The sequence below is a fragment of the Hymenobacter sp. HD11105 genome (genome assembly GCF_054051685.1).
Map to the genome: position 1 here is coordinate 45962 of NZ_JBSWBR010000009.1, position 18118 is coordinate 64079.

The window sequence follows — 18118 nt, forward strand, 5'->3', positions numbered from 1 at the left end:
ACTTGTTCACTCCTTTCTTAAGCAATAGTATGGGGAAGTCACTCATCGCTCTTCGCTCGCATGTAGGTACGCTCCTGCTAGCGGTTTTTATGGCCCTGGGCGTGGCCTACTACGTGCTCACGTACCTGCCACAGCGCGAGGCATATCTGCGCGCCCGCTACTTCCGGGTAATGGCCCGGATAGGAGAAAACATGCTGAGCAAAGTCCAGATCAGCTACAAGCGCAGCGAAACCATGATGCGGGAAATCCGCTATGAGAAGCTGAAGTTGACGAAGGACGGGGCTGATACGGAGTATAGTGCGGTTGAGGATACGCTGCGGCGCCGGTGGAACCGCCAAGGCCTGAACTACCCGCATTTTGCGAAGAGCGAGGCGTTTTCCTCAACCACGACCGACGCGGCCCCTCCTGCCATCGGGTGGGATTCGGCCACGCAACGGCTGCTCATTTCCGCTGATTTCGCTGACGCGACGTTGCCCGTGTTGCGCGTGAGGAGCTGGCTGGAAATGGAAGAGTTCGTGCGGGGCCTGTTGCGGCCCGATGTGTTCGAGCATTTCCTTATTTTGGGGCCGAAGTCGGCGGCCCAGGCCGGGCTGGTATTCGACCAGGTGTATTACAGCACCTTTCCAGCCCCGGCCGGGGTGCAGGACGGGGGAAAAGGCACGGCGCGGTGGTGGCGCGATTCGACGGGTATTCAAGTAACCCGGCTGGTTGATTTCACCATCGAAGGACGACCCTATAAGCTTTTTGTAGAGCCGGTCCGCCTCAAGGGCCAAACCACATGGCTATTGTGCGGTGCTGTACCAGCCGAGCAGTTCCGGGCCGAACAGTGGGCCTTGCCCAGTGGCTGGCTAGAGTTGACGCTGATAGTTATCTTGGCCGGGATGCTGGCGCTGCCCTTCCTGAAGGTGCTGCTGATGAGCCCCCGCGAAAGCTTGGATTCGCGCGATGTGTACTGGTGCGTCGCGTCGCTGGTTATTGGGCTGGCGGCACTTATGGTGGTGCTGCTTTCGCCCATCGTCCGCGACAACGTGGAAGGGCCTCTGATGGAAACCCAACTGCGCCAACTCGCTGACAGCGTAGAGACTAAAGTGAGCCAGGAACTGTCGGGCATTAGCCAGGCGATGGATACGGTGACGCAGGAACTAAGAGCAACGACAGATAAAACGCCGATTGTTGAAAAAAAGGAATTTCCTGCCCCTTACCTGCCCGCTTACACCAAGTTGCGCCCAAATTCCCTGAATTTAACCCAAAGCCCCCAACGCCGCCCCTGGCAAACTGGCGACCGGATGCTGTGGCTTGATTCGGCCGGTAACGTGGTGGCCAAAGTAGCGCACGATAGCTCGAAGTTTCTACCCAACCTGAGCGAGCGGAACTACTTCCAGGACATTGTGCAGCGCCGGGGCTGGCAACTCGAAGAAAACAATGACACGTTTGTGCTGGCCTCGGTGTTCACGTTTGGGCGGGTTGGTGGCAAGTTCCCGCTGGTGGCCCAAGCCAACCCCCCGACCGATACGTTGAAGGGGCTAGCCCTGGACCGTCAGCCGAAAGTGCGGACCTACGCCACGGCCCTGCGCAGTCTGACCCAGCCCGTGCTGCCGCCCGACTACAGCTTCTGTCTAATTGATGGGCGGGGCGAAGTGCAGTTTCATTCCGATTCGCTGCTCAGTCTGAGCGAAAATTTGTTCGCTGATGCTGAGCCACCCGGCGGGCTGCGGGCGTCCATGTTTGCCCGGCGGTCAGCGGCGGGCCACATCCAGTATCAGGGCCGCGCCTACCACTTCTACCTACGTCCCCTGCACGGTTGGCCCTTGTTTGTGGTGACCCTAGCCAACGAGCAGGCCGGGCAGGCCCGCCAGATGCAAACGCTGACAATGGCGGTGCTGCTGCTGCTAGGGCTGGCGGGGGTAGGCTTGCTGCTCGGCGGAATTACAGTGCTCTCCCGACCCCGGCGGCACAGCCTGCTTTTCTTCAAGCAAACCTTTAACCGCCTGTGGCCCCGCGCCGAACGTGAGGGGCAATACTGGAAAATGCTTGTTATGCAGGCCATCTTGCTGCTTACCTTGCTAGTGGCGGCCCAGCGCACGGCCCCGCTCACGGAGTTGGCCCTGCTGCTGGTGTTGCCTATCTACGGTTTTGGCTTCGACTTTCATGCCCTTCGCTTGAGTAGCGACGAGCACACGTCCCTGCTGCGCAACATGAAACTGTGTACGGTGGTCAGCCTGCTGATTGTTAATTTCGCGGCGTGGTACTGGCTCGGCAACGAGCTGTTCTGGTGGCCCTTCCTGGCCTGCCAAGTGGTGCCGGCCCTCGCCGTGGGCACGCAGTGGACCGCAGCAGCCCTACGGCAACGGGAAGTGCCACTGCCACTCCTTGTGCCCCCCGCGGCCGGGGGCACAATTTCGACTCCACCCAAGGTGCGGCAGCGGTTTCAGTACCCGTTTGCGGCGTGGGTACTTGGCTGGGTACTGCTGCTGAGCATCGCGCCGGCGCTCTCGTGTTATTTCGTGGCCTACCGCGCTGAGCGGGAAATTGAGGTGCGGTTTGCGCATTTGCAGCTTAAGCGCACCCTGACCGCCAAGGCCCAGAAAAAAATTTTCGACAACCAGAAGCTGGCCCAGTTCGATATGGCCTTCGCCCGCGCCTACTACCCGGCTTTTCTCAAAACCAGCTACCACGAAGCCTCGCCCTCCCAATCCACACCCGGGCCGCCCGACCAACAAATTACGACGGCGGAGCGGAACTTCCGGCAGCTGATTCTGGCGGTGCATCCGGCCTTTGATGATCAAGCTGAGACTGCCCGGCTGGTGCTGGCCACCAGCGAGGACCCGGGCCCCGGCACGCCCGATGTGCCGGATGCACCCATCCGCCATACCAGCTGGCACGTGCGGTCTGCTCCCGGCTCAGCCCTGCAAATGAGCACCACTTTTCGCCAACCCACCGGTCGGCTTGATAGCCTCACCTCGACGGTGCCGCTTTGGTACTGGCGCCCCCCCGCCGAGTCGGACGGGGCCGAGGATAGTTGGGCGCGACAGGTGACGGCTTATGGCAAATGGCCCCTGGTGCTGGCGCTGGCCTTGTTTAGCCTTTACGCGTTGCTGCTGGCCCTCACGCGCCGTATTTTCGCCCTCGTCCTGCTGCCCCTGAAACTACTGGTGCGCCACGCGGTGCAACATAATAAGAACTGCCTCGGGGAAGAGGCGGACCGGTACCAGTTTCTTCTTTGCCCCACCCGAACCAGCACCTACCGTGGGGCCTTGCCCGATGAAGTAGCGCGGCTGGATTGCCGCACGCTGGATGGTACCACTACCGTCACCAATTTCCTGACTAAATGGTGGCAGGAGCAGAGCCGGAAAAACACCCGGCCGAATGAAGCTCTAAATGCCGTGGCCCTGGAACATTTCGAATATCAGGTGCGCAACATCGACATCACAAAGCAGAAAATAGCGCTCATCAACCAATTGATGCTGAGTGGCAAGCGCATTCTGATTATCTCGCGCATTCCGCCTGAAATGTTTGGCGACTGCGGTCACGCGCGCGAACTGTGTACCGACAAAGACACGCACAAGCCTATCTGGCAGGCGGGAGATGCCCTGGTCGATGCGCTGGCCCGCTTCCAGGTGCTGATACGGCCGGGCCGGCGGCAGCGTCCGCTTTCCCACAGCTCGTCGTGGCCAGAGTGGCCAGAAGAGGAGAGCCAACCTGAGGCAACCCACCCTCATCTTCCGCAAAAAACAATTGCGGAAGATGAGCACGAGAAGACTAGGAAAGCAGAATTGCTTAAAAAAAAGACAGCGTTTGAAGACAAGCTGGAACTAGCCAAAAAAGAATACCATAAAGGTCCTACTGATCCATTCTACCAGCACTACTTAGCCCTTCGCTGGTTTCTGCAAGTGGAATGCGATGCACTTCCTTTCCTCAGGTCGCTGGAAGCAGATTTGGAGCAACTGCTGCTGGATGGCTACGAGCGCAGGCGCAGGTTAACGGAAGACGAAATTGTGCTAAGCATTCAGCAGCGGGCGCAATTTCAGTTCCACCGACTCTGGGAAATGCTTACCCCGCCCGAGCATTTTCTGCTTTATGACTTGGCTCGCGACGGCTTGGTGAATGCCAGCGATACAATTTTAATCGACACTTTACTGCAAAAAGGACTACTTGTGTATGACACCAAGCTGCGCCTCGTAAGTGAGAGCTTTCGCAACTACCTGCTTACCGGCCTCACGCGGGCGCAAGCGGTGCGTATTGAAGAAGAAACCGCTCAGGAGGCCCGAATGTCGGGGGCTTGGGCTAGCCGTAGTCTGCCACTGTTTGTGCTCTTGTCGGCGGCGGCGTGCTTCATATTCGTTACCCAGCGCAGCGCCCTGAACGAAACTCAGGCCTTTTTGGCGGCCATCGGGGCCATCGTGCCCCTGCTGGCCCGCTTCATCGGTTACTCCTCTTTTACCAATTTGGGTCAGCCACCGTCCTAAAGCTGATAACTGAGTGGATATAGCAGAGCCTTAAAAAGGGCATAACAAGCTAGTTTCAGGGTAAGAATGAGGTGGTCTAGGTAGTCAATCAAAAGTAACCGTATAGTGTCTTAAGTCGTACCTTTGGGCATGTTACTTGCCGCCACCGTCCTGAGTTAGTTGTTTGGAAGCCTGTAACTAGCACGGGCCGCGCCCACGCATGCGGCGGCGGGCATTGGCTTGGGTCACCATCGTAGCCAGTATCTGCCGCAGCTGGCGGTCTTGTTCGCCGTGCCCCTATTTGTTTAATAACACCCTTATAAGCAGAAAGGGGCATACACCTGTTCCTATGTCACGTCGTCGTTATTAGACTACATGGGATTAGGTCAGTGCGGCCAGTACAAAGAGCTAAGGCACTTGAGTGTTATAAAGACGATCAGACTTGCTCAGCATTAAGTTGCACTTGACAATGGCGCGCTCAGTATTCTGCGTTGAAAGCGAGGTAATTAAATCCTTCACGAGTTTAGTTCACTCGGTAATGTGGGTATCCACACTACAGTCGCGAAAGGGCCATTTATCTACCCTGTAGGAGGTAGTCTTTTACCTTGTACCGGCTAAACGAAATACGTAGTGGCCGCTCATGGCTGCTGCCCTTTGCGGTTTGCCTAACCGTTGTCTGTCTGGTGCCAGCGGTGCGGCGGCATCTGGTTATCCAGTAGGCGGTCCCAACCACCAGCGTACTAGTGGCGTGGTTGGTGCCGGTGGGCTTCGCCTGGTTCACGTACAACCGCTACCGCTTCACGCAGGACTACGCCCCCACCTGTACCCTGTGGGCCTACCGCTTAGGCTATCTGTCAGCTAGTAAGTGGTAATGAGTAAGTGGAGTGTTGTTAAACAAATAGGGGAGAAGCTCCGAGTTGGAGCTTCTCCCCTATTTGTTTAACAACACTCATAATAAAACGGAGAGAGGAACACGGAATAGCACAGATGAAAACAGGTAGTTTAGCTACGATAAGCTGGGCTTATCGTAGCTTATATAATAGTGAGTATAATCGCTCGTGACCCGTAAACGGCTGCAGATACTTGAGTACAGTGGGGTGATAAGTTCACAGTTGGCTGGTTTGTTCAGTGCTAGCACTGATTCCGCCCCCATATAAAAAAAGTAGTATTGCCACAGCCCTTGCTTTCCTATTCCTAAGTGCGTGTGCTAATAATTGCTTGCGGCAAAATACTGCCCGGTTTGGTATCCACATAACCTGGTCTTTTAGTGGCACCTCAAATCCGTTGTTCATGGAAACCAGTAGCCCATCCGCCGAGACCTCTACAGCCCCTGCGGCCGCCGCCGCCGCCGCTTCAAAAATTTTTGAGGCTTATAAAGTCTCTAAAGCCTCCCCCCCAGCCCCGCACACCTTTGAGTTGGGTCTAGTGATGGCTGGAGCGGTATCTGCGGGTGCCTACACGGCAGGCATCGTCGACTTTCTCTTCACAGCACTGGACAGCTGGTATGACGCCGGCCTGCAACAGGCCCTGCTCGCCGAGGTGCTGCCGGCGGAAGATTACCCCGTTTTCCCCGGGGCAAGGACCCAACCCTTGCACGATGTCCGCCTCAAAACCATGGCTGGGGCCTCGGCCGGCGGCATGTGCGCGGTCCTGACAGCTATTTCTGCCCTGGAAGGCTCGACCGAGAAATTCTACCAGGCGTGGGTCGAGGACATTGACATTGCCCCACTGCTGGACCCCAGCGACCTGACCGGGGAAAAAGGCCATCCCAACGCGTGGAAAAGCGTACTTAATTGCCAGGTGTTGGATGAGATTGCCCGTACGTGCCTGATTCGCCCAGCCCAGGCACGCTGGCCGAAATGGATGGCCTCGGACCAACTTGATTTCTTCTTGACGCTCACCAACCTCAACGGCCTCACCTACGAGGTCACCCAAACCGGCGGGGCAGCCCAGCGTTTCACGGATCACGCCGACCGTATGCAGTTCCGCCTGCTGGCGCCTACCCGGGCGGCAGTAGCGCCTACCGACCCGTCCTTTGACCCCGCACTCTTCGAGTTGCCAAGCGCGAACGGGGGCGCGGCGGGCGCCCGGGCCTGGGATCAGCTTGGTAAGGCGGCACTGTCCACTGGCGCCTTTCCCGTGGCCTTGCTCAGCCGGATAATGACGCTTGACAACCCCTACTACGAGCGGCGCTGGTACGGTGCCCAACCCCGGCCGCCTTATGTGGATCGAGCCGGAGCACCCGACGTAAAGTTCCACCCTGCGGGCGGCGACTACTTGTTTGTAGACGGGGGCATGACCAACAACGAGCCCCTGGAGTTAGCCCGGCGGGCCCTTACCAACGACCCATCGGGCCTCAAGCACAACGACCCGGATGGCAAAACCGCCCGACGGGCTGTGGTCATGATTGACCCGTTCCCCAGCGACTCGGCCACGGACTTTACTGCACTGCAGCAGGAACTGGGCCCGCTAGTCGCACGCTTGTTCGCCGCCTTGCTCAATCAATCCCGCTTCCGGGCCGAAGACTTGCTCGGGGCCCTGGACCTAGACGTGCACAGCCGCTTCATCATTGCGCCGCTGCGCGAGTGCGGGCCGGGGCGCGCGGGGCGGCCCAGCCCGCCGATGCTGGCGTGTGGCACGCTGCAGGCCTTTGGCGGATTCCTTCACAAAGGGTTTCGGCAACATGACTACGCGCTGGGACGCTACAACTGCCAGCGGTTTTTACAGCGGTGGTTCACCCTGGACGACATGAACCCTCTATTTGAGCGGTGGCCCCCCGCCCTCAAGCAGCACCTGCAAGTCCGGGATGCCAATGGCCAGCCTACGGGAAAGCTGCCCATTCTGCCCCTGTTGGGCCCGGCGGTGGCGCCTGTCCCAGCCCCCGAATGGGCAGCGGCTCGCATGAGTCAGCCAGAGTACCAGCAGCTCAGCCGCCAAGTCCGGCGACGGGTGGAGGCCCTGACCGCGCAACTGAGTCATCTCATCCCCAACGGGTGGTGGGCAGCCAAGGCGGTGTACCCGATGTTTGTCCGGGGCAAGCTGCGCGACCTAGTGCATACCACCGCGATGGGGATTATTCACCGCGAACTGAAGGATGCAGAATTATTAGAAGATTAATGATAGGTGTCGGCTCAAAAGTCCATACCAGCTTGCGTTTGGTGACCAGCCAAGACAAGCAGGCACGGGCTGCAATTCTCTTGACTGTTAACCTGACAAGTGAATGGTCTTCAGATTGATGCCGCCGCTAATAATTACAGATGAATTTTTATGTTTCCGCAGCTGCTATTTTAAAAAACGAAACTGCGGATAGAAATCGGTGCTTCCCCATATCCTATTCACCTTTTAACACTTGCAGTCATGACATTTGATCCTTTTCTACACGAGATTGCCGTAACCATCCCCCGCTTTCGGATGCGCAAATCGGCGGATGCACCATTGCCCATGAACCAGCCCTACCTCATTTCCTTGGCCCTGGACGAGAGTGGCACGAACAACCCGCTGTCGGCCCTCACTTTTAATGCCCACCGGTTCCCCAACGTCCGGCAGTGGTCCTGGGTTGAATTTGGTGGGCAAGGGCGTTTAATCTATGGGCCCGGCAACCCGGGTCGTTTTGTCAGTTACTCCGTTCTGTTCATGGAAGACGACCAAAACCTGCGCGACATCGGGGGTACGGTCGAAGAGCTGCTCTCGTCGGAGGAGGCAAAGGGAATATTGCAGCTTTTACGGGGCGTCAACCCAACCATCGCCGTGGCCACTACGGTTTTGAGCGCGCTTACGGGTCTGTTGGCCGGGAACATGAAGCGGAACAAAGACGATGAACTAATGCGGGTCGAGGGCACATTGCTGCGCGACATGACGCCGCCCTATAACATCGGCGACACGTTCGCTTCCACTAACAAATACTTGGAGGTCCCCGTCAAAGTCGTTCCGTTACTGTCGGCGCCTGTCGGACACGAACTGGCGATGTTTTCAACGATTCCCCAAAGACTCGAACTGGCTGAAATCCTCGCGTAAATAACAGTATAGCACTTGGTTTTCAGAGGCAGTTTTCCATCATCGAAGTAATAGCTTATGTCGGTGCAACGCTAGATTGCTAAGGGGGTGGCCGTACGGCAATTCCTCAGCTCCTCACTGCTAACCGAATGGTTGATCTCCTCAGCGGTCCAAGGAATAAGAACCATACACCCGTGCTGACACCAATGGGGCTTAAGTAGCCCCATCGAAATCTTTAGCAGCGATATCACTTCTAGCGCGGTGTGTTGGAACGGTGAATCATAAGCAACTTAGCTACTATTCGAATAGAACAGACACTCATCCAAGTTTTTACCACTATGGCAACTCAGGAAAATGAACGGGGGTACCCGGTAACAAACCTTTACAAGTTCGATGCTAGTAAGCAATGGTTTTGTGCCATCGTATTTCTAGTAGCTGGCGCGTTCTGCTGGTACTGGATAGAAGACATAACAAAGAATGCTGCTCAAGTCCGTGTGGCGATATTGGCGGTCTTGGGCTTGCAGGCATACAGTTTGTGGCAGTACTACCAGTGGCGACGCGAAACGATGGATACCCTGCACAGGCTGGAAGATGCGGAGCCCGACATGAACAAGGTACTGGATGCCGCCATGAAAGATAGACCGATACTGAGTGCATTGAAGCCCATTTGGGACAAGCTGCACGCTGGTCGTTTGCACCATCAGGACATTTTAGTGCACATTACTTCCTTACAGTACGCCTTGGCCAGCACGCTCATTCTGGCCTCATTGGGAGGAGCTATCGCGGCCTTTTTTATTTTGCCCACGGGGTGGGACGGTGCCAAGCAGCTTCTAACGACCCTTTTTCTCTCCATGGTCGTGATGGTGACATATTGCCAAGTTACCCCCAAAGTTCTGAGTTTGACGTCAAACCTGACGATTCATTTAGCCAGGTACCACGCTTTTTTGGCGTTGCGCTGGCACGTATACCGGTACGTCACCACGGGCAAAGGCACCGATGGGAAGGACCAGACGGCGCAGATGTTTCTGAATGACTTGACGCAGCAACTTATCGAATTGCCGCCAGCCCCGTTTGGCATCGACCCCAGCCAAGTGACCAGCATTTCGGCCTTGGCTCAGCAGTTCAGTTTTCGCTCCGTGCAGAATGCAGATACACCCGACAGCAAAGGCTCGGCTGGAGCACCTCCTCCTCGAGGAGCATCGGGAACTGCAGGAAGCAACACGGCCGGCGCGGACAATGATTTGCCGAAATACCCCCAAGAGAGCCGAGTGAATAGAAGCACGCTAGAGGACCAGCAAGTGCTTGCCGGACTTAACGGGTTTGTGCAAAGGGCGGTCGAGATAAAGGAGAAGCTGCCTTCGTGGATGCAATTGGACGAAGCGACAGGGGCTATCAGACTGCTCGCCAAAGGGGCGGCTCAAGCGGGGGAATACAAAGGCGAAGTTCTGCTCACCCTTTCCTCGGGGAATTACGCCATATGCCCTGTACTCATAACCATTGTAGAAGACGTTGCCGAAGCAGGTAAGGATTCCGGCTCAACCGAGAGAGAAGCGGAGCCAACAACGGAGCAAAATTAACGTGGTCAAATTTGTTTAATCAACTGTTTGCCACGGCTTCAGTTACTAAGAAAGCACGCAGGGGATAGGATGATTAAGCGGTCTATCTGTGTGCTCTCATTTTACCCTTATTAAGCTCAGGATTGTTACTTAGGGCATGTTGATCCTTAAAACCATTATAAGCCTAAATCCTTAGCTGAATTGTGCTGACGCACGTTATCCAGGCGGGTATAGCGGCGAATCATCGCACTGGTCTTATGCTTGGTCTGGTTCATCACTTTAGAGTCATCAGCCCCATTGAGCTTGGAGACCGTGACAAACGAAGCCCGCAGGGAGTGAGCCGTATACCCACTCCCTAAATACTGCTGGGCAATGAGGTTGATGTACTTGGTGGTCATGCGGCGGGCGGTGACCTGTTGGTTTTTGCGCAGCGAGACAAACACAGCGCCTTCCGTCCGGCCCAGCACCCGGAGCCAGGCCTGCAGGGAGCGGATCGGGCACAGGGCCAGGTCGGGCGAGTAAAAGATGGCTTTCTCCTCGGCGTGGCCCATTTGATTGGTTTTACTCTTGTCGAGCGAAACCACCAGGCCTTCCTCGTCGAAGGCCAGATCCTCGATATTGAGGGCTTCCAATTCCGAGCGCCGAAAGGCCCCGGTAAAGCCGAGCAGCAGCAGGGCCCGGTTCCTAAGGCCCGTAGGCGTCGTTACGTCGATACTTTTAATGGTGCGCTTGAACGAGGCCAGGGAGAAGGCCGCCGCCTGCTTGATGCGGGTCTTTTTCTCGCGGGCAATGCCCTTGAGCAGCACCTTGACTTTCTGGTCGGCCGTGGGCGAGTCCAGGCCCGCCAGCTCGTGGGCTTTGGCGATGGCGGCGGCGTGGCGCTGGATGGTGGCCACCTTCTTGCCCGCCTCCGCGAGCTCGGTCAGAAAGCCGGCCAGGGCCTCAACCGGTGCGGGCAGCGAGGCCATCTGGTGCAGCTGGCACCACGTCGTAAAGCGCTGCCAGTCCCCAGCGTAGGCGCGGATGGTGTTGGCCGCCCCGCGCAGGCCACTCTCGACGTAGCGGTGGGTCGAGTCGACCAGGTGGGCCGGCACTTGCGCGGCTGACGGATTGGGGACAACGGGCAGCTGACTTTCGGTAGCCATAGTAATAAGGAGTAGCGCAGCGAAAAGTAGTCATTTTCGCTCCGCTAAGATAAGGACTGATAAGTGAACGTTATCAGTCCTTATCTTATTAAATAAACAAGCTCTGTAGGGGTTGCTTTGTGCAGCCTACTTTCATCAGTTATGGTTAGAGTGAGCATAACTTGGTGTAGCCGCACCCCGACGCCATAGTTTAAATTCACTATCAGCGAGTGTGCATGATCACGAGTGCGTTCCCAGCCCGATAGGCAAACAAATAACTGGAGCAAGAAGTCGAAGCCATGATGGGCGCTATGTGTACCTAGATGATGTCAAGCACGGGTACCTAGTATTCGCCCTTTATTTGATACAGGCAGCAGTAAGGCCGTAAGCTTTGTTAAGTCGTTGTTTGCAGCTCGGATCTGTATTCAGGACAATCTGCCTTACAAGCAGAGGGTCACTGGTTCGAACCCAGTATCTCCCACGTTGATTAACAGCCACTTAGCTTCATTGCTGAGTGGCTGTTTTGTTTTTGGTTTACACTACGGTTTACACTACTCAAGTAAAGGTTTACTGCTTTTGCGGTATGAATTCCCTTATTTAAATCAAAAGTCTTGGCTGTATGGCCAGTTTTTTTCTTAAACCAGAAAGCAGTGCAGAGACAGGTTATCAATTGCGCAAAATCAATTGCTTGTTTTGGCTGCATAGCTACTCAGCAACACTTTAACTACTTACTTTAGGGGAGTCAGTTTTTGTTAAATAACCTTCTTCTTACTGCATGCGCCGCGTTCTCCCCCTTGGTGTTAGTTTACTATTGATCCTAGTGACTGTCCTCGGGTTAGTGAGCTATCAGCTTCCAACTGAGAACCACAGTCTAGCCAAAGATGAGTTTCCTCTGCTGGAGACGACTATCGCGGATATCCAGCAAGAATTCCGAAAAGGCAATTGCACTTGCGAGCAGTTGGTCATTTCGTATCTGCGGCGTATTGAGCTCTACGACCAGTCCACCAAGCTTAATTCTGTGGTGGTGATCAACCCGCAGGCGCTGAAAGTAGCCCGGCAGCTCGATGCTGAGTATCGGAAAACCAAGAAGCTGCGGCCCTTGCATTGCATTCCCCTTATTGTCAAGGACAATTACAACACCGCTGGCTTGCAGACTACAGCCGGCTCGCTGGCCATGAAAGGTTTTCTTCCTTCTGAGGATGCCACCGTGGTCAAACGACTGAAAGACGCAGGAGCGTTAGTCCTGGCCAAATCGAACATGGCCGAGTGGGCCTTTAGCCCCATGGTCTCGATTAGCTCAATTGCGGGCGAAACGCTCAACCCCTATAACCTGTTGCACGTGCCCGCGGGGTCCAGTGGAGGTACAGCTGCGGCTGTGGCGGCCAACTTGGGCACCGTGGGCCTGGGCACCGATACAGGCAACTCCATTCGCGGCCCCTCGTCGCACACAGCTTTGGTAGGCTTCCGGCCTACGCTGGGTCTGGTGAGCCGGGCAGGCAGTGCTCCCTTGTATTTGCGCAACGACACGGGTGGACCAATGACGCGCACTGTAGCCGATGCCACCCGCCTGCTGGAGATAATGGCCGGCGTTGACCCGGCAGATCCACTGACTATATACAGCCAAGACAAAGTCCCACAAGCAGGCTACCAGCAGTTCTTGCGGAAGGATGGTCTAAGAGGAGCCCGGATTGGTGTGCTGCGTACCTTGAGCGAGCGCAAACCTGATCCCCATGTCAAAGCCTTGTTTGAGCAAGCTATTGCCGATCTACGCAAAGCTGGGGCTGAGATCATTGATCCCGTGGAGATTTCCGACTTTGCGCAGGTAAGCAAAGACCAGTGGTGCGCGGTCTTCCAGTACGACATCAACGCGTACCTCAGCACTTTAGGTCCGACAGCTCCGGTCAAGAATCTACAGCAGATCATTACTTCGGGTAAGTTCGCGTCCTACATCGCCGAGAACTTAACCTATCACCAGCAGCAAGCGGAAGTTCCCACCGCGACGGCCTGCACGGATGCCTACACCGATCCCAAACGTGTGGCCTTTCGCCAGGCCGTAACCGAAGTGATGGACCGCTATAAGGTCGGAGCGCTGATCTACCCGACGTGGAACAACCCACCGGCTAAAGTTGGCGACCTGAAGGGATATAAGGGCGATAACAGCCAACTCATTGCCCCCCATACGGGCCAGCCCGCCTTCACCGTGCCTATGGGCTATACCTACGATAACCTACCGGCAGGCCTGCAGTTCCTAGGCCGATCATTTGACGAGGCCACGCTGATCCAGTATACTTTTGCCTACGAGCAAGCTACTAAGCACAGAAAATCGCCCGCCTTGTTTCCGGCATTGCCCCTAGTGAAGAGAAAGTAAAGCTAAGGTTAATGACGTAAAGAATAGGTTGAACGATGAGTATAATGAGTTGTAAAAAATGATTTAACCACTGAGTAGCAAAGCTTCAAACCTAGGTCTGACTCATATTTCTGGTTTTGAGAATTGCTCTGCATAATCAATCAGGAATTTAATATATGGCGAAGCTAGAATAGCCTCACAATATTCATGAGGTTATGGTGCACCTGTATTCGCTTAAAGCACAGAGTACTACGAGAAGAAAGCTAGTATTTAGGCCAGTGACCCGAATTAACACCATACTAAGTCTAGTGCATGTTATTCGAAAGGCTGCAATAGAAAGGGAATGGCGTTAGCCCGCGCTTTAATAGCAATCAGCAAATGTTCGGCAATAGTGCCTTTGCCATTCCACTCAAACTGGTGTGTGCTGTTAATCAGGCAAAATGCTTGCTGAAAAAACTCCTTTAATCGACCTTGTGAAAGGCGGTAAGCGGGAGTTGGTTCTTCAGCTAAAGCGTTAAGTAGGGCTAATTCAATAACCAGACTATCAAACCAGCCAATTGAACAGCTATAGCTTACTGCCCAACGCAGGTTAGTAGGTTCAATCAGTTTCAATAGGTCCTGCGGTGATTGAAAAACTTCACAAGAGCTAATAATTATTCCCTCAACCCGTTTCATTTGGTCTTTGTACTCATCCATGATACGCCTAAGCACGTCCAAACGCACACCTCCGACGTTGCCCCGGCTCCCATGGGAACCTATGTAGAGAACTTGTCTTGGTTCGCGGGCTTGCAGCAAGTCGGCTCTGAGAGCTGCTCTAATACCTTGGGCATCATGAAAAGTAGAGTAATACACAGCTATTCCACGATGAATCTTCTCTAAGCCCTCAAAGAAAGGAAGCACTGTGAGTCGACGCGTACCGCCTGTGGGCACATCCCACGGCTGCTCAAGCACTAGAATTGCTAAGTCCGACATTAAATATTGCAGACTTTAAATCAGATGAGTTACGCGGATTTTCTTGTATTTTTTGCCCATGCCAAGTGCTGCGGCAGTTGCATTTTTAATCAAAAGCTCACCCTTGCCTAAGTCGGAGATGGCCTGCTTGATTTCGTTGAACTCAGCGCCGGAGGCTACGCCGAACAGGTCTTTTACAATCTTATCATTGATGGTTTGCTGCTTCATCAGTAAGGGGTATTGAGCGTTAGCATAGAAGTCAAAATACTCGCTCTTGAAGCTTTCCATATTCTGTGTCGCCAGTATGATGCTCAGGCCCTTATTGCGGCCCACAGCAATGAGGTTACGCAAGGGTCGGTTATCAAAATCAAGCATGTAGTGTGCTTCGTCGATGATAGTGAAGTGCCGAAGCTCAACTACTCCCCCGCTGACGCGCTGCTTAGGCAGCTCCTCATAGAGGTTATTAAGCTTGGAAATGGTGAAGTATACAATGGCTTTGGCGACAGCTCCGTCCTTAGGAAATCCATCCATTTTGACAATTAAGCTGCGGTGAATAAGGTCAACGTCATCTGTGTCGCGGAATAGCTTGCTTCGGATAAGCTGCTGCAGGATAGAGCGGATGGAATCCATCTTCGCAACGTCTTTGGGTGGTAGTAAAGACGCGTAGTATTTCTCGATAAGGGGAAAAGAGATGGGCAACCCAGCCGTGATTTTATAGGCGGTAATAACGGCTTGCGTAAGGTTGTTGGCCATATTGGCGCTGATGCTGGCGCGGTCCAGGGCTTTGAAAGCTTCGCTCAGCTCAGTTGCGTAGAGATTAATAGCATTCTGTGGCTTGCCTTCAAAGTTTTTGAAGGGTGAGAATGGCAGCGGCTGCTGAACAGGGTCAAGCAGACATTCCTGGTCAACTTCAAACTGATCGAGCCAACTAGCATTGGCAGGGTCTGAGAATTCGCCTTTATAATCGAACAGCAGGAAGTTGATGGGGAAAGCGGTTTCAATTGTGGAACCACGCAGTTGCTGCAACAACACAGCCAACAGGTTCGACTTGCCAGAACCCGTGCTGCCAGCAATCAGAATTTGGGTATTCGTAACGTCAGTACTATTCAGTGCTAAAGTTGCGGGGATGTCGCCTTCGTAGCTGCCGATATGAAGATTGACGGCGGGTACCTGTCCGGCTACATCAGAGCGTAGACCGGTAGCAGTATTTAGCAACCACGAATCGAGATTCTCGGCTTGGCTTAGGTGTTCCAGGCCCCTCAGCATTTCGTAGTTAATAATGCGGTCGCGCACCGCGGCGGTTTCCCACTCGGTGGTAGTAGGGTAACGCAGTTTCAGTAGCGCAGAAAATAGTGCTTGGTAATCATTGCGCGAAAATACCGTATCGTGGAAGGTGGAAGTAATGCGCAGGGCCGCCGCCGCCGCCGGGTCGCGGGTACCCGTCAGGCTTAGGCCAGCCATCAAACCCAAGCGCTGTACTAGGTTCATGCTTACGGGCACCAACTTGGTTTCGGCCCGGTATTCGGGCAGGTTTAAGCGCGTTTCTAAACGGGTGCGTAAGGCGGTGGTATGAGCCGTGACTTCATCGGCCTGGCGGATGCCAATGAAACGAATAGGATTTGGCGTATTGGGTTGCGACATATGCGAAACGGCGGCAGATAAGGGTTAAAAGAGGACCGGGTACTCACCAAAGTAACCCGGACATACCTCGGTGCACTGGTTCTGTTTATCACGGGCTAGCGTGTAGGTGCGCGCTAGGAAAGGACGAATGCGTTCCAGGTCGCTGCCCAAGCGGATTTCACTGTCGGAACTGAGCAAAATGGTTTGGTGCGAAACACGGGGGAAGTAGCTTTCCAACATAGTGGCACGGCTACTTTCGTCGAGTACTCCCATTACAGTATCAATCATAACGGGTGGGTCATAGTCGCCAAACTCGTGCAGGGCTTTGAGAAGACACTGCACTACTACCTGTTTGGAAGCAGTGTTGAGCTGGTCGAGGTAGATTTCGTTGCCAGCAGTGTGATAAAGGCGGAACGTAAGGTCGCGCAGCTCTTCAGACAGCTCTACACGTTGGATGACGCCCTGATAGGCCACCAAATTCATATTAAGGTCGGCCAGCATCTGGGACTCAATCTGCTTTTTCTTGGTGCGCAGGAGCAGGTTGGCAACTTCGCGGAAGAAGGGACTAAGCTTTTGCAAAGCATCAAGCCGCGGATCGGGTTCGTTCTCAACCTGAATATCGAACTGGTGAATGCGGTCCGTAAGTCTTTTTAGCTCGTCACGGAAGCCTTTTAGCTCAACTTCCATGCGCTTGATATCGGCTTCGTTTTGTTCATAGGCTTTGAGCAAAGTGTAGTCGTGGCCGGAAATCTGGGCTTTGTATTCTTCAATCTGGCCTTCCTGGCGGCTAATGGTAGCCAGGGCTTCCTGTAGCTCGGACTGCTGGCTCGCCAACGGCGGGAATGGATTGGCGAAACTGGAGTGGAGCAACGTGGTGAGGGCCCGCACCTCGGAGGAATCGAGGTAAGCGTAAGGGTTAGGGGCTGAATGGTCGGGCTGAGCGGTTTGCAGGTGACGAACCAGGTCAGCCGTATTTGGGGGCGTGGCAGTCAGGATTCGGCGCTCCTGCAGATAAGTGAGCAGCTGATTTATGAGGCGCTCGAGCACGTCAGAGCTGAGCTGCTGGCCGCGCTGGTCCTCCTGCTGCTGCTGACTTTGCACTACCAACCCTATTTCAGCTCGAAATGCCTGATGCAGTTGTGGCAGTCCCACATGGGTTTCGAGGCTACGCACAAAGCTGTCGACACCCTCGCGGTAGGTGCGCTGACGTTCGAGCGTACTGAGCATCTGGCCCTGAATGGTTTTTATTTTCTGATTGAGCGTTTCCTCAGCATTAAGACCGCTCTGCAGCTGCTGGTAGGTGTCTTGATGCTCTACCGAATAGCGGCGGTTTTGCAGCAGCCGGTTATCGTGCTTGGTAATTTTCTCTTCCAGGGCCTGCTTGTCGGCCGTGAGGCGCTTATACTCTTCCTTTTCTTTATCCAATTCCAGCCGACTAGCGGTATGCTGCTGCACTAACAATTCGGCCCCGTGGGCTAGTTGAGCGTACTTCTGGAAGCCCATTACGTTCTCGATATTCTCCCGAATAACGAGGTTGAGCTGGTCCTGCTTGAGGAGGTTGCCAGACTCCATCGCATCGAACAAAAAGTAGCGACTGAGCTCTTGAGGTAGGTTGGCCTTGATGATTTTGTTCACCTCGGCTTCGGCTCGCTTGCGGTCAGCCGGGGCCATAGCTGAACCATAGGTAAATAAGTTGCCGTCCATGTTCAACGTCACAGACTCCATCGGCTGTTGTGCAGGATTAAGCAGGTACGTTCGTGTGAGAATGTACTGTTGCTCTTGCTGCAGCACCTTGCCCGCGAAGTGTAGCTCAAGCACTATCCGGGTTTTGTCACGGTCTGTTACACCAGCATTGAGCAACTGCTCAAAGTCGCGGGCTGTCTTAATTTTAAGACCATATAGTCCACCGTAAATAGCCTCAAACAGAGTGGTTTTGCCTCCGCCATTAGCTCCGCCAATAAGGATAATTGGGCGGTCGTCTGGCACGGTCAAGTCTAAGTCCAGGTTTTGGTAGGTTTTGAAATGCTGGGCTTTAATGCGTTTGAGGAGCATGAATTTGGGGAACTACTGAGGTAGCTTAAG

Annotated in this window: 10 protein-coding genes; 6 read left to right on the forward strand and 4 right to left on the reverse strand. The window is 54.6% G+C overall.

Translation table 11 applies throughout. The features are described 5' to 3' along the window. Positions 1-29 precede the first annotated feature (29 nt). The 5 genes from ACW9KT_RS19445 (at position 30) to ACW9KT_RS19465 (ending at position 10015) form a co-directional block, all read left to right on the forward strand. The gene (locus tag ACW9KT_RS19445) at positions 30-4466 is read left to right on the forward strand and encodes a cache domain-containing protein (RefSeq protein WP_457083496.1); all 4437 of its coding nucleotides are present in this window, start codon (positions 30-32) and stop codon (positions 4464-4466) included. Positions 4467-5188: 722 nt separating this feature from the next. Further along, complete coding sequence (locus tag ACW9KT_RS19450) at positions 5189-5317, forward strand: hypothetical protein (RefSeq protein WP_457083498.1); 129 nt, start codon at positions 5189-5191, stop codon at positions 5315-5317. Positions 5318-5735: 418 nt separating this feature from the next. After that, positions 5736-7562: a patatin-like phospholipase family protein gene (locus tag ACW9KT_RS19455; RefSeq protein WP_457083500.1), complete on the forward strand. Its 1827-nt coding sequence runs from the start codon at positions 5736-5738 to the stop codon at positions 7560-7562. Between the two features lie 240 nt (positions 7563-7802). Further along, entirely contained in the window at positions 7803-8459 is a 657-nt protein-coding gene (locus ACW9KT_RS19460) for a hypothetical protein (RefSeq protein ID WP_457083502.1), read from the forward strand. Between the two features lie 317 nt (positions 8460-8776). Further along, the gene (locus ACW9KT_RS19465; protein WP_457083504.1) at positions 8777-10015 is read left to right on the forward strand and encodes a hypothetical protein; all 1239 of its coding nucleotides are present in this window, start codon (positions 8777-8779) and stop codon (positions 10013-10015) included. A gap of 155 nt (positions 10016-10170) precedes the next feature. Here ACW9KT_RS19465 and ACW9KT_RS19470 read toward each other — a convergent pair whose 3' ends face one another. Then, on the reverse strand, positions 10171-11139 hold the full coding sequence (locus tag ACW9KT_RS19470) for a site-specific integrase (RefSeq protein WP_457083506.1): 969 nt from the start codon (positions 11137-11139) through the stop codon (positions 10171-10173). Between the two features lie 754 nt (positions 11140-11893). Here ACW9KT_RS19470 and ACW9KT_RS19475 point away from each other — a divergent pair. After that, entirely contained in the window at positions 11894-13486 is a 1593-nt protein-coding gene (locus ACW9KT_RS19475) for an amidase family protein (RefSeq protein WP_457083508.1), read from the forward strand. A 294-nt stretch (positions 13487-13780) separates the two neighbouring features. Here ACW9KT_RS19475 and ACW9KT_RS19480 read toward each other — a convergent pair whose 3' ends face one another. From ACW9KT_RS19480 to ACW9KT_RS19490, 3 genes are all read right to left on the reverse strand, one after another. Next, positions 13781-14365, reverse strand: coding sequence for a hypothetical protein (locus ACW9KT_RS19480; protein ID WP_457083510.1), 585 nt, complete (start codon positions 14363-14365; stop codon positions 13781-13783). Positions 14366-14452: 87 nt separating this feature from the next. Next, the gene (locus ACW9KT_RS19485; RefSeq protein WP_457083512.1) at positions 14453-16057 is read right to left on the reverse strand and encodes an ATP-binding protein; all 1605 of its coding nucleotides are present in this window, start codon (positions 16055-16057) and stop codon (positions 14453-14455) included. A 24-nt stretch (positions 16058-16081) separates the two neighbouring features. Next, complete coding sequence (locus tag ACW9KT_RS19490; protein ID WP_457083514.1) at positions 16082-18088, reverse strand: AAA family ATPase; 2007 nt, start codon at positions 18086-18088, stop codon at positions 16082-16084. Between the last annotated feature and the right edge of the window lie 30 nt (positions 18089-18118).